This is a genomic window from Listeria rocourtiae subsp. hofi (genome assembly GCF_963575615.1).
Classification (GTDB): Bacteria; Bacillota; Bacilli; order Lactobacillales; family Listeriaceae; genus Listeria_A; species Listeria_A hofi.
Map to the genome: position 1 here is coordinate 22,669 of NZ_CAUYTL010000012.1, position 24,008 is coordinate 46,676.

The following is a 24,008-nucleotide window of genomic DNA, read 5'->3' on the forward strand; positions in this document are numbered from 1 at the left end:
ATCCCTCACTCTCTTATTTTTGGTCAACGGTTTCTTCTTCATCTAATTCGATACCAAGTTCTTGCTTAATCCAGTCATAACCTTCGCCTTCTAAACGTTTCGCAAGTTCAGATCCGCCACTCTTCACAACTTTTCCTTGCATCATAACGTGCACAAAGTCAGGCTCTATATAATTTAACAAACGTTGGTAATGGGTAATAATTAGACAACCAAAACCTTCTCCTCGCATTTCATTAATTCCTTTTGAAACAATTTTCAATGCATCAATATCTAGTCCTGAATCGATTTCATCTAAAATTGCAATCGTAGGCTCAATCATCAACAATTGAAGGATTTCATTACGCTTTTTCTCTCCGCCAGAGAAACCTTCATTTAAGTAACGCTCAGCCATCTCTTCGTCCATTTCCAAAATGGCCATTTTCTCATCTAATTTGCGAATATATTGCATCAATGGAATTTCTTTACCTTCTTCACGACGGCTATTGATTGCAGCACGCATGAACTCGGCGTTTGTAACTCCACTAATTTCACTTGGGTACTGCATTGCTAAGAAAAGTCCAGCACGAGCGCGTTCATCTACTTCCATTTCTAGAACGTTTTCCCCGTCTAACTCGATTGTCCCACTAGTTACTTCATATTTAGGATGCCCCATTATTGCTGAGGATAGTGTCGATTTACCAGTTCCATTAGGTCCCATTATTGCATGGATTTCCCCAGTAGAAATTTCTAGGTTAACCCCTTTTAAAATCTCTTTGCCCTCTATTTCAACATGTAAATCTTGAATTTTCAACGTTGACATTAAAAATTACCTCCTAATTTTTTCGCATTATTTTTTCAGTACGTATGGTTCTAGTTTAGTATAATTCTAATCTAATTACAACTATCCGAAATACATTCTTTTTAAAATCCTCACACTTTGTTGTATAGACTCGTGTCTCCCTCCATCGTTCATATTATCACTCACTTCACGGTACTTGAGAAAACTGCTATGTAGTGTCTCTATCAGTGTACCAAAACGTAACACCGAAAACACCCAAAAAGGTTTAAAAAAAGGGATTGTCGAAACGAATGCGATATGCTATGGTTATGATAACGTAACAATTCTGGAGTTTTCGAGATTCTACTTAATAATCATGCGCAACAAGAATTCATGGAGGCACATTTTTATGAAGAAAGCCATCATCGCTTTAGCTTTGATTGTATTATCGGTGGCCATTTTTTTAACCGCTTGTAGCTCGCCGAAATCAGAGTTCATGGCATCATTTAGAAATATTGTAAAGAATAAACAATATACAACTGCACTAACGTTGCATCCTGTTGAAGTATCCGGTTTTAAAGAGCTACGATTACTGAATCCTAAAGCTCTAACCGCTAGCCACCTAACTGTTAAGACCTCGCGAGATACAGAACGCGATTTAACTTATAACACCTTTTTATTTCATGTTGGTGGCGTACCAGCTATGGATTTAACCGCCCACTCCTTCCAAAATGGTAGTACGGGGAAAATTTTTATTCCAGCGAATGATTTTTTTCAAACGACAGCTCCTGTCACAAACCTATTGGATTTGGCAACTGATTCGGTATATTCTAAAGTACGGTCTGAAAATGAAGATTTAAAGGGCAAGCATATTGACCTACTCCAAACAATCCAAAACGTCAGCGGGCAAGTCATTGATGAAAACACCGTTGAAGAACAAGCGGGACAGCTTCAAGCTATCGAAGGAAAAACGGCTTTTCTGATTTATAAGCACCTGAATAACTTGGATAAAAGCCACTATCAGACAGTGGATAAAACGATAAAACTAACATTAAATAAGAAAGAACTCGCCGAACTGGCAAACGCATGGTTAGAAGAATTCTATTCCGATCACGATTTTATAAGCTTGTATTCAGAAATATCTGGTCTCACAGAATCTCAAGCGAAGGCAACTTGGGCGCGTAATAATAAAGACATACAGCAAATCCTAAAAAAACTGATTCAAAATAAAGACGTTCAACTCAACACGGTAATGACTTTACAACCCGATTCCGACAAAGGTATCAAAAAACTAGTCACAGTCGTTAATTACGCTAATCAGGAGCACCAGCAGAAATTGAAATTCAACTTTACGATAGATTTTTTAGATTTCGAAAAGATACCAATATCACCAAATAAAGCCGATATCATTACAAAAAAAGAACTCGACGACCTGATGACCGATATTATCCGCGCACAACGAAAATAGCTTTGGCCCTCGGGCCAAAGCTATTTTTATCGTCTCGCAATATTCACCGTTGTGAACACAAATTTATCATAACGATGACGGGATTTCGAATACTCAAATGCCATCCCATTATTCAAATAAACCGTTTGCTCCACCTCAATCACCGGATCAGTCTCCGAGCAATCTAGATAATCAAAATCAAGCTGGCTTGGCTTATCTGCCCTAATTTGCTTATAGGAACTAGCAATTTTTAAATTCAATTGTTCGCGAATATACGTATAAATCGAGTGCTCCAACACTTCTTGCGTCACACCCGGTATCAACGCTACAGGCATGCAAGTATGCTCTAAAACATAAGGCTCGTCATCCACCAATCTCGCCCTCACGATATCATAAATCGGCGTTTCTAAATCAATATTCAACCGTTCCGCTACATATTTATCCGGAAATGTCACCTGAAACTGTACGATTTTACTCGCTACATCGCGTCCTTCCAACAATTTCGTAAAACCGTTCACTTCTTGGCTATGAATATTAAGCCGATCCATATCAAGCGCCGATTTAATAATGAACGTCCCATGTCCACGCTTCCGATACAATAACCCTTCCAAAACTAGAACCTCAAGTGCCTTTTTCATCGTCATGCGGCTACAATCAAATTCTTTAGCAAGAGTCATTTCATCCGGAATCGGTTTATCAAGCGGATATTCCTTTGCGAAAATACGCTTTTTCAATTCCTCCGCGATAAAACTATATTTTGTCTGATTATTTGCCATGACGCTAAACACCTCTTTTTTCTTTCTATTCTACCATAAAAATTACTCTGCATCCTCAAAACCATTATTATCAGATAATGCTTTATACCAGCGACCTGAAGATTTAATCGTGCGTTTATAATCTTCGTCCAAATTCACCTCAACCAAACCATAACGATTCTTGTAGGCGTTCGCCCACGACCAGCAATCCATAAACGTCCACAGATGATATCCTTTACAGTTCGCTCCTTCTGCCATCGCTTTATGCAACCATTTCAAATGATCCTTGATAAACGCAATCCGGTAATGGTCATCGATATAGCCGTCTGCCGTACGATAACGGTCTTCACCCTCAACACCCATCCCATTTTCAGAAATAAAGAACGGAATATTACCGTAATTATCGCGTAGATTAATGGCAATATCATAAATCGCCTTCTCAAAAATTTCCCATCCGCGATATGGATTCATTTTGCGATACGGCATTTCATAATTATCAAATAAGTGTTCTGGCATAAATGGCGCATCGGGGTGAGCTGCATATTCCTTAGCTTTCACACGGCGCGGCTGATAATAATTCACGCCTAGAATATCAATAATATTATCCTTAATAATCGCCAAATCTTCTGCCGTATATGTTGGCAAAATAGCGTGCTCCTTCAAAATTTCTACCAAATCAGCAGGAAACTCCCCTTTTGTTACAGGATCAAGAAAACTGCGATTAAAAATCAAATCCGCAATATGCGCTGCACGAATGTCAGCAGGATTTTCACTACGCGGATAAGACGGTGTCAAATTCAAGATAATGCCAATCTCACCGTCTTGCTCAAGCGCATGATATTCCTTCACAGCAAGCGCATGAGCCACTGCCGTATGATATGCTACTTGAGCCGCACGCTTGAAATCAACCACATTCGGGTAATGCATATTATACAAATAACCAGCCTCAACGGGAACAATAGGCTCGTTAAATGTAAACCAGTGCTTCACTCGATTACCGAACAACTCAAAACACGTTTTTGCAAAGGTAGCATATGCACTAACAACTTCACGATTTTCCCAACCACCGATTTCCTGCATCGACATTGGCATATCAAAATGATACAGATTAATAAACGGCTCCACGCCATTCGCCAACATCTCATCAATCACATTATTATAAAATTCCACTGCTTTCGGATTCACAGCACCAACCCCATCAGGAATCAAACGCGACCACTGAATCGACGTCCGGAACGAATTATGCCCCGTTTCCTTCATTAATTGGATATCCTCTTTATATTGATAATAAAAATTAGATGTATTCACTGGACCTATATTATTGAAAAACTTGCCTGGCTCCTGCTTATACCAATAATCCCAAATGCTCGGTTTTCTACCATCTACATCCGCAGCGCCCTCTGTTTGCGGACCTGAGGCTGCACTGCCCCACCAAAAATCTTGCGGAAATTCATATTTCATCATTTCTACCTCCAAAGGACGAACAATAAATGCTCGTTTAATATGCTTATTATACCCTATTTTTTTAAAAGTATAAACTTATATATAAATAAAGATGTATTTGAATTCTCGATTTAATAAAATACCACCATCTATTCCCCTCTTGCTAAGCGTCACCAACTACGATAGAATAAACAGATGTCGTATATGTCAGGGAATATGGCCCAGACGTTTCTACTTAGCTACCGTAAATGGCTAAACTACGAGCAATAGCATAGCTCGATTTCTGCTTTAAAGGCGAAATCAGTTCTTTTTTGCGATGGCTCATCTTTGAAAAATGTGCGACAACACAATTCAGGGAGGCTTTTTTTATGGAAAAATTGTTTAAACTGCGAGAAAATAAGACAACAATCAAAACAGAAATTTTGGCGGGACTAACAACGTTCTTGTCAATGGCTTACATATTATTTGTGAATCCTTCTGCGCTTGCAACCACGGGCATGGATATCAGTGCTGTATTCGTCGCTACGGCTTTGGCTGCTGTCGTTGGTTCATTGCTCATGGGATTTATCGCGAACTATCCAATTGGTCTTGCGCCTGGAATCGGGCTTAGTTCCTTTTTCGCGTACACGGTTTGTGCGCAGTGGGGCATTCCTTGGGAAACCGCATTATCCGGCGTTCTCGTCTCCGGCTGTGTATTCATCATCCTTACTGTAACAGGCATTCGCGAAAAAATTATTAACGCGATTCCAACTGAATTAAAATTTGCTGTTGGTGCTGGAATTGGCTTTTTCATCGCGTTTCTCGGTTTGAAGAATGCTGGGATTATCGTTGGAAATAAAGCAACACTTGTGGCACTCGGTGATTTGCATAATAGTGCTGTACTACTGGCAATTTTCGGTATCGTAATCACCATTGTTCTCATGACATTAAATATAAATGGCGCGATTTTTATTGGGATGGCTTCGACTGTTATTGTCGGCATGATTTTTCAGCTCATCGATATTCCCACACAAGTTGTGGCGCCTATTCCAGATATCTCACCTACGTTTGGACAAGCGCTTTTCCATATTGGCGATATTTTCACGCCACAGATGTTGATTGTTATTCTGACATTTTTCTTCATTGACTTCTTTGATACCGCGGGAACACTCGTGGCTGTTGCAAACCAAGCAGGGTTTATGAAGGATAATAAAATACCGCGTGCGAGCCGTGCTTTGTTTGCTGATTCCTCGGCAACGATTGTCGGTTCGATTCTAGGAACATCTACAACGACTTCTTATGTAGAATCAACAGCTGGCGTTGCTGTCGGTGGTCGTACTGGATTGACAGCGATTGTTATTGCCATTTGTTTTGCCTTATCAATGTTCTTCTCACCGCTTCTTGGCGTCATTACGAGCGCTGTAACAACTCCTGCACTCGTCATTGTCGGAATCCTAATGATTGGCAATGTTGCTCATATTGATTGGTCAAAATTCGAAATCGCTGTACCTTGTTTCATGGTTATTCTAATGATGGTTCTAAGCTTTTCAATTGCCTCTGGAATCGCGCTAGGCTTCATTTTCTACCCAATCACAATGTTCTTCAAAGGACGCTACAAAGAAGTTCATCCAATTATGTATGTCTTAATGATTTTGTTTATCTGCTACTTCATATTCGTCGTTTAAAAAAAGGGGCTTGGACATACCCCAAATAAATCGGCGACAAGCAAGATTCACATCCTACTCGAAAAAAGGATTTGTGATATCTTGCTTATTTTGCATGAAAATGAGTTTTTGTCTTTGCCTCTCTAATTTTGCTCGTAATAGTCGTAACCTCGACCAACATCTGCTAAACTATGCGCGTCTGATCCATACACCAATTCAATACCCAATCCGCGTGCTTCATGTATCACATCAAGTGACGGATACGTTTCTCCACAATATTCCTTATAAAGTCCCGCCGTGTTCCAATCTAATTGATAACCATTGGCTTTTACATCTTTTAATAAGTCCGATACTTGTTGTCGCACAACACTTTTCATAGCAGTTTCCTCTTCTAAGAAAAAACGCTGGAATTTCTGACAGAGCGAGATATGTCCCAATCGCATCGGTTTTGCTGGGCCCAAATCGGCAAATAACGACTCTCGAATCAACGCGTAGTAGGCCTTCTGGATTGCCTCAAAGTCATTATAATATGCTAAAATGCCAGTTTTAAAATCTTCTGCTGAAAAATCAATGAAACGCCAACCGTCCACACCTGGCATAAAATGTAGGGACAGTACTCCATCATCCATCTGCGAGCCATATTCCTTTAACAATGCCCGCGTATCAGCTTCAAATCCCGGTAAAAAATCAACTTCCAACCCAACATGAATTCTAATCTGGTCTTTATATTTCCGCTTCATAGCATGCGCATGTTGAAAATAAGCATCTAGTTGATCCCATCGAATGGCTGCTGTCGCTATATCTTCCACCCGATTTGCAATAACAGCTTCAAAAGCAACTGGCATCGGTGGGTGCTCCGTAATTGAATAATCCGTAAAACCAAGCATGATCGCTTTTTCAATCATTGCTTCCACTTTGTCTCCCGAACCATGGGGGCAGAATTCTGTATGTGTATGTCCATCCCATTTTTTCATTTTGCATCGCTCCTTTTCTTCATTGTATCATTCCTCCTTTCAAAAATGCCATGATATCGATATCCATCTGTTTTATTTCTCGCTCTATTTTAGTGTTTATTTCTCGAATATTCTATAAATTTATTGGTATACTTAGATATATTCTTTTGTATTTACAAAAACACTTTAACCTGCTAATATGGTAATACAATAAAGTTGATGAAAAGGAGCTCAGAATTATGAAATGGAATCGAAATTTGCCTATTGGAACCAGAGATAAACTTTTTAAGGAAGCGGCAACGGCTTATGATATGGAACACTTGGTAAATCGGTCGTTTCATGCACGTGGGTATCAGCGGATTGAGACGCCAGTTATCGAATTTGACGATGTTTTCTCGGCGATTAACGATATGAATTTATACCGCTTTTTTGATAAGAAAGGACGATTGACCGTTCTGCGGCCGGATATGACATCGCCTATTGGACGGGTTATTAGTACGACTGGCGTGACGCCACCACTTAAGCTTTCATATAGTGGAAAAGTGTTCCGTGCGAATGAGGAACTGGTTGGGGAGCGCAATGAGATGACGCAGGCTGGGATTGAGATTATTGGCTTTGCTTCTATTAAAGCTGAAATTGAGTGTATTACGAGCGCGATTGCAGTTTTGAAGCAGCTAGGAATTAGTGATTTTCAAATTGAGATTGGGCACGCTGCAATTTATCAAGCGATTATTCAAACGTTGGATTTACAAGGCAGTGATGAAGAGAGTTTCCGCCAAGTATTGCAAAATAAAAGTTTATTTGGGATTCGGGCATTTGTGGAAAACCATCCGAGCGTGATGGACGATTTTATTTTAGCTTTGCCGCGATTGTTTGGCTCGGTAGATACGATTCGGGAGGCACGCGCGCTAACGAGAAATGAGCTTATTTTAGAGGCATTGGCGCAGATGGAAGCGATTATTCAGGTTGTAGACGCACCAGAACATTTGTCAGTAGATATTGGATTGGTGCAGGAACTTCACTATTATACTGGCGCGATTTTCCGAGGATATGCAGATATGTCGGCGGTACATTTTTTGAGTGGTGGGCGTTATGATTCGCTGTTGGCGCAGTTTGGTGAGGATAATTGGCCGGCGGTTGGCTTGGCGCTCAACGTGGACGAAATTGTATCACTGAAAAGGCGAACGTTGAAGGTTGATGCAACGGATGCGAAAACTTTTATTCATTATTCGCTCGAGACAACGCATTTGGCGGAAGAAGTACTTGCCGAGATGCCTAATAGTTCGCTCAGTTTTTTCGATGATTTGGCGGAGAGTGTGGCGTTTGCAAAGAAGTGGCAGTTTAGCAAAGTGATTGATGTGAGTAATCATACAGTGCGCGAAATTGATCTGGACGAGGAGGTTTTGAGATGAAATCATTGCAAATTGCTCTGACGAAAGGAAGATTAGAGAAATCCGCGGTGGCGCTTTTGGAACAGGCTGGCGTGGACTGTACGATGTTACATGAAAAAAGCCGGAAGCTAATTTTCAAAAGTGAAGAATCTCCCTATTCGTTTATTTTGGCGAAGGCTCCAGATGTGACAACGTATGTGAAGCATGGTGTTGCGGATATCGGAATTGTCGGAAAAGACGTATTGATGGAGCAGGATAAAGAACATTACGAGATGCTCGATTTGAAAATTGGGCGATGCCAGTTTTGCCTAGCGTCGACGCCCAATTTTGATCCAAGTGATTACAAGCGTAAAATTATCGCGACAAAATATCCGACGGTAGCAACGAAATATTTTCGCGAACGTGGTGAGGATGTCGAGATTATCAAAATTGAGGGCTCTGTTGAAATGGCCCCGATTTTAGGATTGGCAGATGCAATTATTGATATTGTGGAAACTGGCTCAACGCTACGTGAGAATGGTTTAGTTATTTTTGATACGATGTATGATATTTCGGCTCGACTTATCGTGAATAAAGCATCGCTGAAACGGAATAAAACGCAAATTTTTAGGTTGATTGATTTGTTGGAAAATACACTTGAGGAGGTTGCGAAATGAGGTTGATTTCTGGGAATAAAAAGGCGATTTTGCAAGGATTACATAGTGTGGCAAATTCGGATGCTCAATCCGAAACGGAGTCAGCTGTTAAAGCAATTATTGCGGATGTGAAGATGAATGGTGATGCGGCGCTTTTTCGCTTAACAGAGGAGTTTGACGGGATTCAATTAACGGATTTTAGGGTGCCGCAACATACATTGGATTGTGCGCTAGATGAGGTTGAAGCTGAGTTTATTGAGGCATTGGAACAGGCAAAAGCTAATATTTTATCTTATCATCAAAAACAGAAGCAATCTGGGTTCGTGGATACAGAAAAACAAGGCGTGATGCGCGGTCAGCTCGTTCGCCCACTTGAGATAGCTGGTATTTACGTTCCTGGTGGTACAGCTGCCTATCCTTCTTCGGTTTTGATGAATATTTTACCTGCTAAAATTGCGGGTGTTCCGCGGATTGTTATGGTGACGCCACCTGGAAACGACGGCTTAAACCCCTATATTTTAGCTGCAGCGAAAATTGCGGGTGCTGATGAAATATATCAAATTGGTGGCGCACAAGCTATCGCTGCTTTGGCATTTGGCACGGAGTCGATTCCAAAAGTGGATAAGATTGTCGGACCCGGAAATATTTTTGTGGCATTAGCGAAGCGAGAAGTATTTGGTATTGTCGATATTGACATGATTGCAGGACCTTCAGAGGTTGTTGTTGTGGCAGATGAGACGGCAAATCCGCGCTTTGTCGCTGCTGACTTATTATCACAGGCAGAACATGATAAACTGGCGCGCGCGATTCTGATTACGACGAGTGAATCGTTTGGTCAAGCAGTGGCTGGCGAAGTAGAACAACAATTGCAAAGCCTTCCACGCGAAGATATTGCACGGGCTTCGATTGCTAATTTGGGGCAAGTAATTATCACAGAATCTCTAGAAGATGCGTTTGATATTATGAATGAGATTGCACCGGAACATCTTGAGATACAGTTGGAGAACCCAATGGATTATTTGAGCTATGTGAAAAATGCCGGCTCGGTTTTCTTGGGTGCTTATGCCTCAGAGCCGCTTGGTGATTACTTTGCTGGACCAAATCATGTGTTACCAACAAGTGGAACAGCGCGCTTTTTCTCCCCGCTCGGAGTCGCTGATTTTTGCAAGCGAACCTCGTTCATTTCATACACAAAAGCTGCACTGGAACGTGAGAAAGATGCTATTGTCATGTTGGCAGAAAAAGAAGGCTTGACGGCGCATGCTCGGGCTATCCAAATTCGATTTGAGGAGGACAACGAAAATGAGAACAGCTAAAATAGAACGGAAAACAGCAGAAACAGCAATTAAAATGGAGATTTATCTTGATCAACCGGAGAAATGCGAAATTAATACCGGGGTTGGTTTTCTTGACCATATGTTGACTTTGTTTGCAAGACACAGCCGTATTGGGTTTGTTTGTGAGGCGATTGGTGACTTGGAAGTGGATTCGCATCACACAGCGGAAGATGTCGGGATTGTTCTTGGGCAATGTTTGAAAGAAGCACTTGGCGATAAAGCTGGCATTAATCGTTACGGATCGGAATATGTGCCAATGGATGAGTCGCTTGGCTTTGTGGCACTTGACTTGAGTGGCCGCTCATATTTAGTTTTTGATGCAGCATTTGATAATCCAAAACTTGGTGCTTTTGATACGGAATTGGTTGAAGAGTTTTTCCAAGCTGTGGCGTTTAATGCTACGATGAACCTGCACTGCCGCGTCCTTTACGGCAAAAATACACATCACAAAATTGAGGCGTTGTTTAAAGCATTTGGCCGAGCCTTGCGTCAAGCAATTACGGTGAATCCTGATATCGTGGGCGTTAACTCAACGAAAGGTGTGCTGTAAATGCGAATTGCCATTATTGATTATGATGCGGGAAACACGAAAAGTGTCAGCAAAGCGCTTGATTTTATTGGTTTGGAGAATACGATAACTGCTTCGAAAAATATAATTTTGGAGGCAGATGGGATCATTTTGCCTGGTGTAGGTGCTTTTCCACAAGCGATGGCGGCATTGGAGGAACGAGATTTAATCCCTGTTTTGCAAGAAGCAGTGGCGCATGGAAAACCGTTACTTGGTGTTTGCCTCGGGATGCAATTATTGCTAGATTCTAGTGAAGAATTTGGCTACACACAAGGGCTTGGACTTATTCCTGGTCACGCAAAATTATTGCCAGATACAGCTAAAATTCCTCATATGGGATGGAATCGGTTAGAGGTGAAGCAGCACTCACCATTAACGCAAGATCAAGACGGCAATTTTATGTATTATGTACATTCGTATTATGCAGTTTGTGAGGAAAAATATGTACTGGCTTCGAGTAATTATTCAGTAGAAGTTCCTGGTATTATCGCAAATGAGAACGTATATGGCGCCCAATTTCATCCCGAAAAAAGTGGGCAAGCAGGACTCAATATTTTACAAGGATTTAAGGAGGTAATAGCATGCAGATCTTCCCAGCAATAGATTTAAAAGACGGCCGTTGTGTGCGGCTTTATCAAGGTGATTTTGCACAGGAAACCGTTGTGAATCCTGACCCTATTGCTCAAGCCACAGCGTTTAGTAAGCAAGGCGCAACGTACTTACATATTGTCGATTTAGACGGTGCCTTGGAAGGAAAACCGGTGAACTTAGACGTTATTCGAGCGATGAAAAAAGCAGCTAAACTACCCGTTCAAGTTGGCGGAGGAATTCGTACGATGAAACAGATTACATTTTACCTTGAAGAAGCAGGAATTGATCGTGTGATTATTGGTTCGGCTGCGCTAGAAAATCCTGATTTTGTTCGTGATGCCGTGAAACTTTATGGCGCCAAAATCGCGATTGGAATTGATGCGAAAGATGGCTTTGTTGCAACGTCTGGTTGGCTCGATGTGAGTGCTACAGATTACCTTACGTTCGCGCGAGAAGTTGAAAAAAGTGGCGTGCAAACAATCATTTTTACAGACATTGCAAAAGATGGTACATTGGAAGGTCCAAATTTGGAACAACTTCAAGCTTTGCAACAAGCTGTTTCCATTGATATTATCGCATCTGGCGGTGTGAGTGACAAGCAAGATTTGGAGCAACTTTCAGCGCTCGGTTTATACGGTGCAATTTGCGGTAAAGCTTTGTATAACGGCAATATTTCAATGGCAGAAATCACGGAGGTGGAGAGCCTTGCTGACTAAACGTATCATTCCCTGCTTGGACGTAACAGATGGGCGTGTCGTGAAGGGCATCAATTTCGTGTCGTTAACAGATGTTGGTGATCCTGTTGAAATCGCTAAAGCTTACAATGAAGCTGGGGCGGACGAACTCGTTTTCCTTGATATTACGGCGACGCATGAGGAGCGCCGAACAATGATTGACGTTGTGGAACGTACTGCGGAGCAAGTCTTTATTCCACTTACCGTCGGCGGAGGTATCCATTCTGTTGCGAACATGAAAGCACTACTTCAAGCCGGTGCAGACAAAATTTCTCTCAATTCAGCCGCCCTTAAAAACCCAGATTTAATCGCAGAAGGTGCTGCCAAATTCGGCAAACAATGTATCGTTGTCGCCATCGATGCTAAATATCATACTGAGGATAATTCCTGGCACGTTTACAGTCGCGGCGGGCGCGATGACACTGGTCTTGATGCAATCCAATGGGCGAAAAAGGCCGTCTCACTAGGTGCTGGCGAAATCCTCCTAACGAGCATGGACGGCGATGGTACCAAAGACGGTTACGACATTGCACTCACCGACGCTATTTGTAAAGCTGTCTCTGTTCCGGTTATCGCATCAGGCGGTTGTGGGAATGCTGATCATATGGCAGAAGTATTCGCCAAAACAAGCGCTGACGCTGCACTCGCTGCTTCGATTTTTCATTATGGCGAAATCACGATTCCAGAAGTCAAACAAATCTTGCAAAAGAAAGGAGTTGCCATTCGCCCATGACACTTAATTTTTCAAAAGGCCTCATTCCTGCAATTATCGTAGAAGATACGAGCGGTGACGTCCTTATGCTCGCCTATATGAATGCCGAAAGTTATCAAAAAACGCTCGATACAAACACGACTTGGTTTTTCTCCCGTTCTCGTAATGAACTCTGGAATAAGGGCGCGACATCTGGCCATTTTCAGCATGTTAAAGAGATCCGCTCCGATTGTGATAATGATACACTTCTAATTCGTGTCGACCAGATTGGAGCCGCCTGCCATACTGGAGCGCACAGTTGCTTTTTTAATTTAGAAAAGGAAGTGACCAAAAAATGACGATTCTAACCGAACTTTTCGACCAAATTACAGACCGTAAAACCTTGCCAAAAGAAGGTTCTTACACCAATTATTTATTCGACCGCGGCCTTGATAAAATTTTAAAAAAAGTGGGTGAAGAGACGACAGAGGTGGTCATTGCTGCCAAAAATAATGACAATGCAGAACTCACGTCAGAACTCGCCGATTTGACCTACCACATCCTCGTACTATTAGCGCAGCAAGGGTTGACACCGGAAGATATTGCGCACGAACTTGAAAAACGTGAAGGTAAACTAAGCGTCACTAAGGATCGCAAGCCAATCGATGAATTATAAGGAGGCTCGAGCATATGGTAAAATCATCGCTAAACACTCTATCTGCCTATAAACCTGGTAAACCGCTTGAAGAAGTACGCCGCGAACTTGGACTAAAAAAAATCACCAAACTAGCATCCAATGAAAATCCCTTTGGCACGTCTAAATCGGTCTCGCGAATTTTAAATGAAGGCGCGATTGACTTATCCTATTATCCAGACGGTGCTGGAAGAATTTTGCGCGAGAACATTGCCACTTTTCACGGCGTATCCACAGACAAAATTCTACTTGGATCTGGTCTCGATGACGTCATCCAAATCATCTCACGCGCTGTCCTAGAACCCGGAGATAATATCATCGAAGCTGCACCAACATTCTCTCAATATTCACTACATGCTACGATTGAAGGCGCTGAAACAATCCGTATTCCAGTAAATGAAACAACTGGTAAATCTGATTTAACTGCGATGGCTAGCGCCGTCAATACACGTACAAGAATCATCTGGCTCTGCAACCCGAATAATCCAACAGGTACGATTTCCAGCCAACAAGAAGTCCTAACTTTACTGGAATCCGTCCCCAAAGATGTATTAGTCATCAGCGACGAAGCCTATTTTGAATACGCCACAGCAGCAGAATATCCAGACACACTCGCACTTTTAGATCGTTTTCCAAATCTCATCATCATGCGTACTTTCTCCAAAATTTACGGTTTGGCAGGCTTACGAATCGGATACGCTATCATCCCAGACGCACTAACAGAACCTTTTAATATTGTACGGCTTCCATTTAATACTTCATCCATCGCCCAATCCGCAGCAACTGCAGCACTTGCCGATCAAGCATTTGTCGAAAAATGCATAGACGCGAACACAAAGGGGTTACAACAATGGTATGATTTCCTAGACAAACGTAACCTCACTTACTACAAATCAGACGCCAACTTCATCTTTTTTGATGCCGAGCGCGATGCCACAGAGCTATTCAATCAACTGCTCCAAAAAGGTTTCATCGTGCGCGCCGGTCTCAAACCAAATTGGCTACGAATAACGATAGGATCAGCTAGTGAAAACCAGGCATGCATCCAAGCCTTAGCATCAATTTTAGACATAAAATAATACTTTCTAACACATATCTAAGCCTTCTCTCATCACATTTTCATCAAACAAAGTAAACCTAACAAAACTGTCACATTTCCATTTCAAATTGTAAGCTAAAACGATGTTTCCAATTTTCATTTCAAGTTATACTTATTTTATTGGAGCAATTCATCTTTTCCCCAAGATGATGTGGCGACGACGATAAATAAAATGAGCTTTCTTTTAAAGAACCTAATACACGCTTCAAAAGAAAACTCATTCCCTATTCAAAAGTGACGAGCATTACTCGCTTTGCTCCATACCGAGAATATATACATCCCTATATCATAAAATTTCCCTGATATCCCTTTAAATCGTCGTCACCACAAACTCCTAAAAAACTCCCTACTGCACCCACGGTTCCCCCCGTGGGTGTTGTTGCGATTCTTACGAAGCCTCTTTAGCTGAGTTAGAACCGCAATATGCATGCGAACGCAGTTGAGCATGTAATCCATCAGTGGCTCTTACACTACAAACCAACACCACACACATACGCCCACAAGCCAATTACTTCCTAAATATACATGTAAGTAAACCAATCAGTAGAATGTTTCAGCAAAAAAGAGCGCATTAGAAAATATATTATATTAACCATTCCTTGAATTACTTACTCCAGGTAACTCTCTCTTATTTCTTCTTATTCGCAATGAAATAACGCACAAAATTCAGTATCAATCCCACTATAATAATCACTATTAGCATAAGAACTAGAGGCGATCTATCATTAAAATAATTAGCAACTGTAACTCCCAAAAGAACAGACCACAATATCGTTAGCAATATCAGATTTAATTTTGAAGCATCAAACTTCTTCATAATAATCACTCACATCCTAGCATTTAGTTGTATTTCTTAGTTAAAATGTCTTCCCTACGTTTTCCGTTAGCCATTTGTCCAAAGCTTCTCTAGGATAATAAACATAACCTTTTATCGTAATGCTAGGCAAGCTCCCAGCCTTCTTCAAAAGCCCCATCTCTTCATCACCAATGCCTAAATAAATCATCGCACTATATTCATCTAGTAATTTCGGCTCTAAACTCCCCACTTGAACATCAATCGGGCTTTCATTTGAAATTTCTACCTGCCTAGGCCCTTCATCCATATAATCACCAGAATCAGCCAGCCCACCTCCAATTGTACACCCCGCAATAATTAAACAAATCCCAATAATCCATGCATACTTACTTTCCATAATTACTGTCTCCCTTTTATGTTTCTCTATATCGGCTTCACAACAGTCGGCTGATAATCAATCAAAATCATCGAACGCTCTCCAGCCTCGTCACCTGTTCCCTTATGTACCGAACTTACATAGTGACTCACAGCTATATCCGCAACCCCATAAGATTCCAAAGCTTCTGTTAACGCGAAATCCGCAAAAATATGCTGGGCATCAATATTTTCAGGAAACTGGTCCACATCAGCTACCGTCGCAATTACATTCTGACCACCAACAACATTCTGACGCTTCACCAAATGGGCAAACGTAAACGGCTCACCATCGCGATGCAAGCAATTCGGCGACGAAACAGCCTCATCCCCATCACGTTCCACTTTTAACTTAACAAAATGCACACCGACATTCACTGGCATCACTAAATCTCTTTTTTCCCAATACGTCTGTGCAAAATCAAATTGAATAATGCGCTTCAAGAGCTCATTTTCCAGCATCTCCTTTTGTAACATCGGAAAACTGCGATATGCATCCTTAAACTCTGGATTAAATGCCCCTTGAAAATACTCCGCGACTTCCTCTCCATCCGCATCAATCATCGCCGGCAACCATTCCACCTGATTCGACCAAGGCAAAATAACCGCGCGCGAAAAACGGCGATAGCGATGAAGCCCAGAAGCATAAGCATCTACCGGCAAATCTTCAAAAGCCTGTTCAATTTCAGCAAACTGCTCCTTAACCCAACTCGCTTCCTTCTTATATAAATGCCCAATATCCGCTCCAGCATCGAATCGAATAAAGCCTTTTTCTAACATTTCATCTTTGTACACTATCCATTCCCTCATTTCTTTTCAAAACTCCCTTACATTGTAACATTCCGAAGCCACTCAAAGAAAGCGTTTGTAAATTGCGCATCTTGTTAAAAAAATCAGAAAAATCGTTTTTTTGTCTTGTATCCTTATCATATTTCATGTAAACTAACATTATAAGTGAAATTTCAGAACAGCGAATCCTGAAAAATAAGAACAAACGCAGGCAATTATATCCCATTCAATGATACGTTTATTCTCACTTAAAATTAAACCACGAGGAGCGATTCAATATGGTACAACCAACAACAGTGTCAAAAGAAGTCGAGGCTGCCGAAGACTACACGGCGCGTATCTTTGAAACAATCAAAAAACGCAATCCTTCCGAAGATGAATTTCACCAAGCAGTAGAAGAGTTTTTACAATCCTTAGTCCCTGTTTTAGCGAAAGAGCCGAAATATGAGGCAGCTGGAATTCTAGAAAGATTGACCGAGCCAGAACGACTTATCACATTCCGTGTCCCTTGGGTAGACGATAACGGCAATGTCCAAGTCAACCGTGGTTTCCGCGTACAATTCAATAGCGCTATCGGTCCATATAAAGGCGGACTTCGTTTCCATCCATCTGTAAACGGCAGCATCGTCAAATTTCTTGGATTCGAGCAAATTTTCAAAAACTCCTTGACTGGCTTGCCAATCGGTGGCGGTAAAGGTGGTTCCGATTTTGATCCTAAAGGTAAATCAGATAATGAAGTTATGCGCTTCTGCCAAAGCTTCATGTCCGAATTACAGAAATATATCGGTCCAAATACAGACGTACCAGCCGGGGACATCGGTGTCGGCGCTCGCGAAATCGGCTTCCTTTTCGGCCAATACAAGCGCTTAAACGCCTTTGATGCCGGCACGCTAACTGGTAAAGGTCTGAACTACGGTGGAAGCTTAACGCGTACCGAAGCAACAGGTTACGGCGTCGTTTACTTCACACAAGAAATGCTACAAGACAAAAATGATTCTCTAAAAGGCAAGAAAGTCATCGTTTCTGGTTCAGGTAACGTCGCGATTTATGCTATCGAAAAAGCCCATGAGCTTGGCGCGACAGTCATTGCATGTAGCGATTCAAGTGGCTATATCCTAGACGAGAACGGTATCAATGTCGCAACCGTGAAACAATTAAAAGAACAAGAGCGTAAACGTATCAGCGAATATACAACGCACCATCCAAGTGCCACCTTTGTAGCAGACGGAGATATTTGGTCACTACCTGCCGATATCGCTCTGCCTTGCGCAACACAAAATGAAATCAATGCAGATCAAGCCGCAACACTCGTAAAGAATGGTGTTATTGCAGTAGCAGAAGGCGCGAACATGCCATCCACACTCGATGCCGTTGCTATATTCCAAGAGAACAACGTCTTATTCGGACCTGCTAAAGCTGCAAATGCTGGCGGTGTTGCCGTATCAGCTTTAGAAATGGCTCAAAACAGCATCCGCATGAGCTGGACTTTTGAAGAAGTTGATTCTCACCTGAAATCTATCATGAAAAATATCTACAAAAACGCTAGCGCCACAGCATCTGCTTACGATGCCTCTGGAAACCTAGTCGTTGGTTCCAACATTGCCGGCTTCTTAAAAGTTGCTGATAGTATGTTGACAGAAGGTATTATCTAAACACCAAAAAGACCGTATAATGATGGGGTGATTCCCTCACTATTCGGTCTTTTTTCTACTGTATTCTAGTGTCGACTCAATATTACGTGTTAACGTACTTCCCGCACCTACAACGACGTTCTCCCCAATGCTTAGATTTGGCACCACAACACTCCCAGCACCAATCAACACACTATCTGCCACAGTACATCCGCCTGTCACAACGCTTCCAGGAGCAAAATGAACAAAATTGCCAACTGAAATATCATGTTCCACGGTAGCGCCACTGTTTACAATCACATGTTTACCAAGCGTCGTATGTGCCTGAACAATTGCCCCTGCCATCACTAAACTGCCCTCATCGATTCTTACAGTTGCTTCTACAAAAGCAGTCGGATGAATAATCACTGCAAATCTTTTTCCAGCCAAAGCCAAAGTTCTGGCGATTTTTTTCCGAATTTCATTATCACCAATTGCTACAAAAAAGACCACATCGTTATTCATTTGCGTCAAACCATGCAAGCTTTCATCCAATGATGTATACACAATCCCTTCTCGCATCATAGGTTCATGATACTTATCGTCCCATACCTCCGTCAATTGGTAGGTTCCACTTTCCCGAACGATATTCTGAACAATTTTACTATGACCTCCGTCACCAATAATAACAAGGGATTCCACCGATGATTTTTTTCTAAACAAAAATGGCGCCACCTTCTGCAGATCCGCCCATCTCACAAACAATACATCGCGAAACGGCACACGATATTTCCGTTTAAACCAAAGCACCATTGTCATCCCACAAAAGGCATAGGAGATAACCGAAGCAAATGCAGAACCATAAATATGAAAGAATGGAATTAGCGCTACATTTAAGCCGATATTTAATAATACACTAATAAGCAATGTAATGAAGTAAAAACGCCACCCACCGTTAGCTGAAAACAATGTTCCAATAATTTTCGTATAGACCATAAAAGGAACTGCCAAAAACATGAAGACTACAATCGGATATGCTGCCACAAAATCGGGCCCAAATAATAACCCCAATATTGGTTTTCCAAATGCAATAACCAGCACTGCAACAAGAACAACCGCTGTGAAACCTAGTCGAATCGAAAATGTCATTCGCTTCACGTCATCCTTACGCGCATTATGATGGAACATAACCTCTTTAAAAATATCCGGAATCATCCACGAATACTCCGCAAGCGCAACGCCTGTACTATACAACCCAATATGATAAAAATCCACAGACATCACTTTCAAAATAATAATATCTGCCTGATAATTAATCGCGATCAAGAAAGAGGTCAATAACGGGAGAAAGGCTAGCATTGTCATCTTCTTATATTTAACCGGAACAATTGTAAACTTAAAATCCTTATCCCACAATGACACTAAAGAAAAAAACATCGATACGTAGCTCTTCAATCCGAAAATAATCAAAATCAGATACAAATTTTCACTCGTCAGGAAAAAAGCAAGGGTAATCAAGCTCGTATTTATGAGCGATGAAATAATAATAATCATGGACTGCTGCTTCAAATTTTCCACTAAATTAATTTGTGTCACTTGTAAATTCAACACATTCACACTAATCAGCAAAGCACTTATACCTAAAATCACATTTTTCGTAATCACCATAATAAGCAAAGAAATAATCAAATACAGAAAAAATTGAAGAAAAGAGTAACTTACAAAGAGATTTTTGGCACGCTTATCTTGCTTTCTAAAATGCGGATAAATAAGTGAGATACCCAAGTTAAGAATCGTTGTCCCTACAATTACAACATTGACGATAAACATATATTCCCCGCGCATTGCAGGTCCAAAATATCTCGCCACCAGCATCAGACTGATAATTCCATTAAGAACAACGAACCCTTTTTTCACAAAAGTCAGGAAGAATGCGTTATTAAACATTTGTGTAGCAAAACTCATAGAGACATTTCCTGCGCGCGAATAACTCGAGCTGGTACTCCACCAATAATCGTATGTGGTTCAAAATTCTTCGTCACAACAGCGTTCGCTCCAACAGTCGTCCCTTCTGCCACCGTAACGCCAGCATTAATAACGGCATGACTCGCTAGCCATGAACCTTTTCCAATAACGACACCCGCCGCATTAGACTCCATCGAAACCGCACCATCTTGATAGACATGTTTCGATGTCACAATGACGCACATCGGGCCCACCGATACATTCCGTTCAATCTTCAAACCACCTGTACCATTCAAATAACACTGATGCGCAATGTACACATCATCTCCAATACTAATCAAGTCTGGCCGGTTAATAATAACCCGTGATCCAATTCTGAAATTAGCGCCGCATTCCTTGAAAAAAGGGCGCATCCATCGACCACGAATTTTAGTCGTAACATCCGTATTTGGCATCAAGGCAGTAATCAATTGGATGCAATGTATTGGTAACACATATCGGAAAAACAATTTTTTCTTATTCATAGTGAACATCTCCTAGACGTTTCTTGTAAACAATTTTTCGATTCACGTAGTATACGATTAAAAATAGCGCCAAGTTATAGCTAAGATCATTGATAATATTCATCGTGTTCTGCCCCATCAACATGCCCATCCGCGTACAAACTAACGTCAGGAAGTAGAACATCTCAATAGAACGTGTCTGATCAATTTTGGATTGGATAAAATAAGCGAGACATACGACTAGCACAGATAGTAATGGTGACAAAAGATATCCAAAAAACAAGTTCCCTTGGCCAATCATTGGCAAAATTTGCGTCGCGTGATCCGAATAAAAGTAACGCTGATTAAAGAAAATATTCGAATACTCAAACGGCAAGTCCTTCACCAACATATTGACCCCAATCATTGGTCGGAAAATATCGAAAAATAATACACTCCAATGTTGCGCCTCTGGATAAATCAATTTTGTTTCAAGTGCCATCGCCACATTGTACGGCCCACCAAAATACACTTGTAAATTATCCGTAAAATCGGTAATACCACTCGTACCACCTGATATCGAAGCAATATTTCGCACTGTACTCATGATGATAAGAATTCCAACAAGCATCCCAATAACAAGGAATACAACCATTTTGAAATACTTAGGGAACAACAATCGAAACGTAACTAAACTAACAATCGTAACGAGTACAATATCCGAACGGTTCGTACCAATAAAAATTCCGATGTTAACAAAGAGCGCACCTATCGCAATCCAGACATAAAGTAACTGGCTTGTTGCTTTATGTTTCTTATATGCCCACCACAGAACAATAATAAAGAGGAGCTGTTTCGCTAAAATAAACATATAACCACCAAGCATGACCATCACATTACTGCCTTCCATTACATCCACTAAATCAGGCTTCGGAATAAAGAAGCTAATCGATGAAATAACGCCAGGTATTCCTACCGCAGCTAGCAAAGCAACCGCAGTAAATATCATATAGCCAAAATAGCTTTTCGTCCCGTCAAATGGCTGTTTCTTATCTCTCGGCCGGTACTTTTTATTTTGTAAATAATCCAAAATCCCAATAACAATCGTCACGATAACCAACTCATACACCATGAGATAAATCGCTGTTTCCATCGATCCAGCAAGTGGCGGTTCCGGTGATCTGCCTCCGTAATAATCATTAAATACAATAAAGTAAGGTAGCAGTACAAATCTGGCAAACCCAATCCCGGTAAAAACAATAATAAATACTTGAAATCGCCGGAATAATACCCTTGAAAATAAGATTAGGAAACAGATGGTATACGTCAAAGGTAATAAAAATAATTGGTCGTAACCACTGGCATTGGCATAGTTCGCTACATAAAAGGTGACAAAACCACCGATACCTAGCATGATAAAGTTTAGCGCTATCGTATAGAATTGTTTCGGAATTTTTATTGGCATATTGAGTCATACATCCTTCACATTATTTGCTGATGATTGTTTTTACCGCGTCCATTACATAGTCCTGTTCCTCTTGCGTCATCTGCGTACTGGATGGCAAACATAGTCCCGTCTGGAATAGTTTACTTGCTACATCACCCGTCTCATGCGCATAAAAAGGAGCATCTTGAAAAAGTGGCTGCTTATGCATTGGCTTCCATAATAATCGACTATCAATCCCTTGTTCCTTTAAAGCTTCCATTATATCGTTTGGTGTTTTTTTAACAGCTTCATCGCAAAATGTCATTGCTGAAAGCCATCGATTTCCCTTTGCTTCCTCTAATTCAGGCATCATTGTCACACTAGGAATATCTTTAAAGCCCTCTTTATATGCTGCAAAGATAGCTTGCTTTTTTGCTACCCGCTCATCCAAAACTTCCATTTGAGCGATACCAATACCTGCGAGTACATTACTCAAGCGATAATTGTAACCCACTTGATGATGCAAATAGTACGGCGCCTCTTCTTTCGACTGACTTGCTAAAAAACGCGTTTTCTTAATCTTTTCTGGTTGTTTAGCTACTAGTGCGCCACCACCAGATGTTGTAATGATTTTGTTACCATTAAAAGAAAAGATTCCAAAGTCACCGAATGTTCCAAGTGGAGCCTGTTGATACGTGCTACCAAGTGCTTCTGCCGCATCTTCTACTACCGGAATACCGTATTCATCTGCCAAAGCGATAATTTCATCCATTTTCGCAGATTGTCCGTAAATGTGTACCACGATGATAGCTTTTGGTAACTGGTTCTTAGCTTTTGCATCTTCTAACGCTTTTTGTAAGGCATATGGAGACATACACCACGTTTCTTCCTCAGAGTCAATAAATACTGGCTTAGCGCCGAGATACAGTGCTGGATTAATGCTCGCAACAAAAGTGAATGTCGAACAAAATACCGTATCTCCTGCTCTAATTCCCAAAAGTTCTAACGCTAGGTGAATCGCTGCTGTTCCAGATGAAACGACCGCTGCATCTGAAACTTGATTATAGGCAGCCAAGCTCGCTTCAAATTGATCTACATTGGAGCCTAACGGTGCTATCCAATTCTCCTGAAAAGCTTTCTGAATGTATGCCTCTTCCATTCCACTCATATGAGGTACCGCTAAAGGAATCATTTTCTTTTTTTTAAGCATGTTTAATCTCGTCCAACCTTTCCATTGTCACTTGATCTGATGTATTCACATTTTCTCGGCGAATTACTTTCAAAACCGTTTTTTTATAGATGAACATATCTAGCTTAAGCGACTGATTTTCGACATAAAAGATATCTAATTGGAACTTCTCCTGCCAGCTGATGCTATTGCGCCCGTTTACTTGTGCCCAACCGCTAAGGCCAGGTTTAGTATTGTGTCGCTTCTTCTCTTCTTCTGTATAATAAGCGAGATATTCCTTTAACAGCGGTCGCGGTCCAATAAAATTCATATCTCCTTTAATAACATTAATTAATTGTGGCAATTCATCCAAGCTGAGCTTTCGTAATGCGATTCCGAATGAATTTAGCCGTTCATTATCCGGTAATAATTGACCTTCTGCATCCCGTTCGTCTGTCATCGTTTTAAACTTATATATTTTAAAAATTTTTTCATGCAAACCTACTCGTTCCTGAGCAAAAAAGATTTTCTTGTCTAACTTCACCCATACGAGTAAGGCGATTACAATTAACAATGGCGCTAACAACAATAACATCACAATCGCTATCCATCGATCCATC

Annotated in this window: 24 protein-coding genes and 1 riboswitch; of the genes, 13 read left to right on the forward strand and 11 right to left on the reverse strand. The window is 41.1% G+C overall.

What is annotated here, in order from left to right; all coding sequences use genetic code 11:
* Window positions 1-13 precede the first annotated feature (13 nt).
* Window positions 14-799 (reverse strand): Fe-S cluster assembly ATPase SufC, encoded by a 786-nt coding sequence (gene sufC, locus R8925_RS07230; RefSeq protein ID WP_430535217.1) that lies wholly within the window; start codon window positions 797-799, stop codon window positions 14-16.
* 367 nt (window positions 800-1,166) lie between these two features.
* Here sufC and R8925_RS07235 point away from each other — a divergent pair, with 367 nt between their 5' ends.
* Window positions 1,167-2,225: an Lmo2079 family surface lipoprotein gene (locus tag R8925_RS07235; protein WP_430535218.1), complete on the forward strand. Its 1,059-nt coding sequence runs from the start codon at window positions 1,167-1,169 to the stop codon at window positions 2,223-2,225.
* A 26-nt stretch (window positions 2,226-2,251) separates the two neighbouring features.
* On the opposite strand, the gene R8925_RS07240 is transcribed toward R8925_RS07235, so the two are convergent.
* Window positions 2,252-2,980 carry a GntR family transcriptional regulator gene (locus R8925_RS07240; RefSeq protein WP_036070369.1) on the reverse strand — a complete coding sequence of 243 codons (729 nt, stop codon included), beginning with the start codon at window positions 2,978-2,980 and terminating at the stop codon, window positions 2,252-2,254.
* 42 nt (window positions 2,981-3,022) lie between these two features.
* On the reverse strand, window positions 3,023-4,420 hold the full coding sequence (locus tag R8925_RS07245; protein WP_430535262.1) for a glycoside hydrolase family 1 protein: 1,398 nt from the start codon (window positions 4,418-4,420) through the stop codon (window positions 3,023-3,025).
* A gap of 160 nt (window positions 4,421-4,580) precedes the next feature.
* Window positions 4,581-4,682, forward strand: a riboswitch (purine riboswitch).
* Window positions 4,683-4,770: 88 nt separating this feature from the next.
* Between R8925_RS07245 and R8925_RS07250 the strand changes: the two genes are divergently transcribed.
* Window positions 4,771-6,066: an NCS2 family permease gene (locus R8925_RS07250; RefSeq protein WP_430535219.1), complete on the forward strand. Its 1,296-nt coding sequence runs from the start codon at window positions 4,771-4,773 to the stop codon at window positions 6,064-6,066.
* Between the two features lie 122 nt (window positions 6,067-6,188).
* Here R8925_RS07250 and hisJ read toward each other — a convergent pair whose 3' ends face one another.
* Window positions 6,189-7,019 (reverse strand): histidinol-phosphatase HisJ, encoded by an 831-nt coding sequence (gene hisJ, locus R8925_RS07255; RefSeq protein ID WP_430535220.1) that lies wholly within the window; start codon window positions 7,017-7,019, stop codon window positions 6,189-6,191.
* Window positions 7,020-7,237: 218 nt separating this feature from the next.
* Between hisJ and hisZ the strand changes: the two genes are divergently transcribed.
* The 10 genes from hisZ to hisC are packed head-to-tail and all read left to right on the forward strand — an operon-like array spanning window position 7,238 to window position 14,718.
* On the forward strand, window positions 7,238-8,410 hold the full coding sequence (gene hisZ, locus R8925_RS07260) for an ATP phosphoribosyltransferase regulatory subunit (protein ID WP_430535221.1): 1,173 nt from the start codon (window positions 7,238-7,240) through the stop codon (window positions 8,408-8,410).
* The gene (gene hisG / locus R8925_RS07265; protein WP_430535222.1) at window positions 8,407-9,045 is read left to right on the forward strand and encodes an ATP phosphoribosyltransferase; all 639 of its coding nucleotides are present in this window, start codon (window positions 8,407-8,409) and stop codon (window positions 9,043-9,045) included. The genes hisZ and hisG overlap by 4 nt, the downstream gene beginning before the upstream one ends.
* Window positions 9,042-10,340, forward strand: a complete 1,299-nt coding sequence (hisD, locus tag R8925_RS07270) for a histidinol dehydrogenase (RefSeq protein WP_430535223.1) — start codon at window positions 9,042-9,044, stop codon at window positions 10,338-10,340. Before hisG ends, hisD begins: the two co-directional genes overlap by 4 nt.
* Window positions 10,327-10,911: an imidazoleglycerol-phosphate dehydratase HisB gene (gene hisB / locus R8925_RS07275; protein WP_430535224.1), complete on the forward strand. Its 585-nt coding sequence runs from the start codon at window positions 10,327-10,329 to the stop codon at window positions 10,909-10,911. The genes hisD and hisB overlap by 14 nt, the downstream gene beginning before the upstream one ends.
* Window positions 10,912-11,532 (forward strand): imidazole glycerol phosphate synthase subunit HisH, encoded by a 621-nt coding sequence (gene hisH / locus R8925_RS07280; protein ID WP_430535225.1) that lies wholly within the window; start codon window positions 10,912-10,914, stop codon window positions 11,530-11,532.
* The gene (hisA, locus tag R8925_RS07285; RefSeq protein ID WP_430535226.1) at window positions 11,511-12,236 is read left to right on the forward strand and encodes a 1-(5-phosphoribosyl)-5-[(5-phosphoribosylamino)methylideneamino]imidazole-4-carboxamide isomerase; all 726 of its coding nucleotides are present in this window, start codon (window positions 11,511-11,513) and stop codon (window positions 12,234-12,236) included. The genes hisH and hisA overlap by 22 nt, the downstream gene beginning before the upstream one ends.
* Complete coding sequence (gene hisF / locus R8925_RS07290) at window positions 12,226-12,987, forward strand: imidazole glycerol phosphate synthase subunit HisF (protein WP_430535227.1); 762 nt, start codon at window positions 12,226-12,228, stop codon at window positions 12,985-12,987. Before hisA ends, hisF begins: the two co-directional genes overlap by 11 nt.
* Window positions 12,984-13,304: a phosphoribosyl-AMP cyclohydrolase gene (hisI, locus tag R8925_RS07295; RefSeq protein ID WP_430535228.1), complete on the forward strand. Its 321-nt coding sequence runs from the start codon at window positions 12,984-12,986 to the stop codon at window positions 13,302-13,304. Before hisF ends, hisI begins: the two co-directional genes overlap by 4 nt.
* Window positions 13,305-13,306: 2 nt before the next feature.
* On the forward strand, window positions 13,307-13,621 hold the full coding sequence (gene hisE / locus R8925_RS07300) for a phosphoribosyl-ATP diphosphatase (protein WP_430535263.1): 315 nt from the start codon (window positions 13,307-13,309) through the stop codon (window positions 13,619-13,621).
* A 14-nt stretch (window positions 13,622-13,635) separates the two neighbouring features.
* The gene (hisC, locus tag R8925_RS07305; protein ID WP_430535229.1) at window positions 13,636-14,718 is read left to right on the forward strand and encodes a histidinol-phosphate transaminase; all 1,083 of its coding nucleotides are present in this window, start codon (window positions 13,636-13,638) and stop codon (window positions 14,716-14,718) included.
* Between the two features lie 877 nt (window positions 14,719-15,595).
* Here the strand turns inward: hisC and R8925_RS07310 are convergent.
* Both R8925_RS07310 and R8925_RS07315 read right to left on the reverse strand, forming a co-directional pair.
* Window positions 15,596-15,931 carry a hypothetical protein gene (locus R8925_RS07310; RefSeq protein WP_430535230.1) on the reverse strand — a complete coding sequence of 112 codons (336 nt, stop codon included), beginning with the start codon at window positions 15,929-15,931 and terminating at the stop codon, window positions 15,596-15,598.
* Window positions 15,932-15,957: 26 nt separating this feature from the next.
* The gene (locus R8925_RS07315; RefSeq protein ID WP_430535231.1) at window positions 15,958-16,758 is read right to left on the reverse strand and encodes a 2OG-Fe dioxygenase family protein; all 801 of its coding nucleotides are present in this window, start codon (window positions 16,756-16,758) and stop codon (window positions 15,958-15,960) included.
* A gap of 257 nt (window positions 16,759-17,015) precedes the next feature.
* On the opposite strand from R8925_RS07315, the gene gdhA reads away from it, so the two are divergent.
* Window positions 17,016-18,389 carry an NADP-specific glutamate dehydrogenase gene (gene gdhA, locus R8925_RS07320; protein WP_430535232.1) on the forward strand — a complete coding sequence of 458 codons (1,374 nt, stop codon included), beginning with the start codon at window positions 17,016-17,018 and terminating at the stop codon, window positions 18,387-18,389.
* A 39-nt stretch (window positions 18,390-18,428) separates the two neighbouring features.
* On the opposite strand, the gene R8925_RS07325 is transcribed toward gdhA, so the two are convergent.
* Genes R8925_RS07325 through R8925_RS07345 form a run of 5 tightly spaced genes read right to left on the reverse strand, consistent with a single transcriptional unit; the run spans window position 18,429 to window position 24,007 of the window.
* Window positions 18,429-20,312 (reverse strand): NeuD/PglB/VioB family sugar acetyltransferase, encoded by a 1,884-nt coding sequence (locus R8925_RS07325; RefSeq protein WP_430535233.1) that lies wholly within the window; start codon window positions 20,310-20,312, stop codon window positions 18,429-18,431.
* Window positions 20,309-20,836: an acyltransferase gene (locus R8925_RS07330; RefSeq protein WP_430535234.1), complete on the reverse strand. Its 528-nt coding sequence runs from the start codon at window positions 20,834-20,836 to the stop codon at window positions 20,309-20,311. The genes R8925_RS07325 and R8925_RS07330 overlap by 4 nt, the downstream gene beginning before the upstream one ends.
* A complete protein-coding gene (locus R8925_RS07335) occupies window positions 20,829-22,259 on the reverse strand; it encodes a hypothetical protein (protein WP_430535235.1) in 1,431 nt (476 codons plus the stop codon). Before R8925_RS07335 ends, R8925_RS07330 begins: the two co-directional genes overlap by 8 nt.
* A gap of 22 nt (window positions 22,260-22,281) precedes the next feature.
* Window positions 22,282-23,430: an aminotransferase class I/II-fold pyridoxal phosphate-dependent enzyme gene (locus R8925_RS07340; protein WP_430535236.1), complete on the reverse strand. Its 1,149-nt coding sequence runs from the start codon at window positions 23,428-23,430 to the stop codon at window positions 22,282-22,284.
* Complete coding sequence (locus R8925_RS07345) at window positions 23,423-24,007, reverse strand: sugar transferase (RefSeq protein ID WP_430535237.1); 585 nt, start codon at window positions 24,005-24,007, stop codon at window positions 23,423-23,425. Before R8925_RS07345 ends, R8925_RS07340 begins: the two co-directional genes overlap by 8 nt.
* Between the last annotated feature and the right edge of the window lies 1 nt (window position 24,008).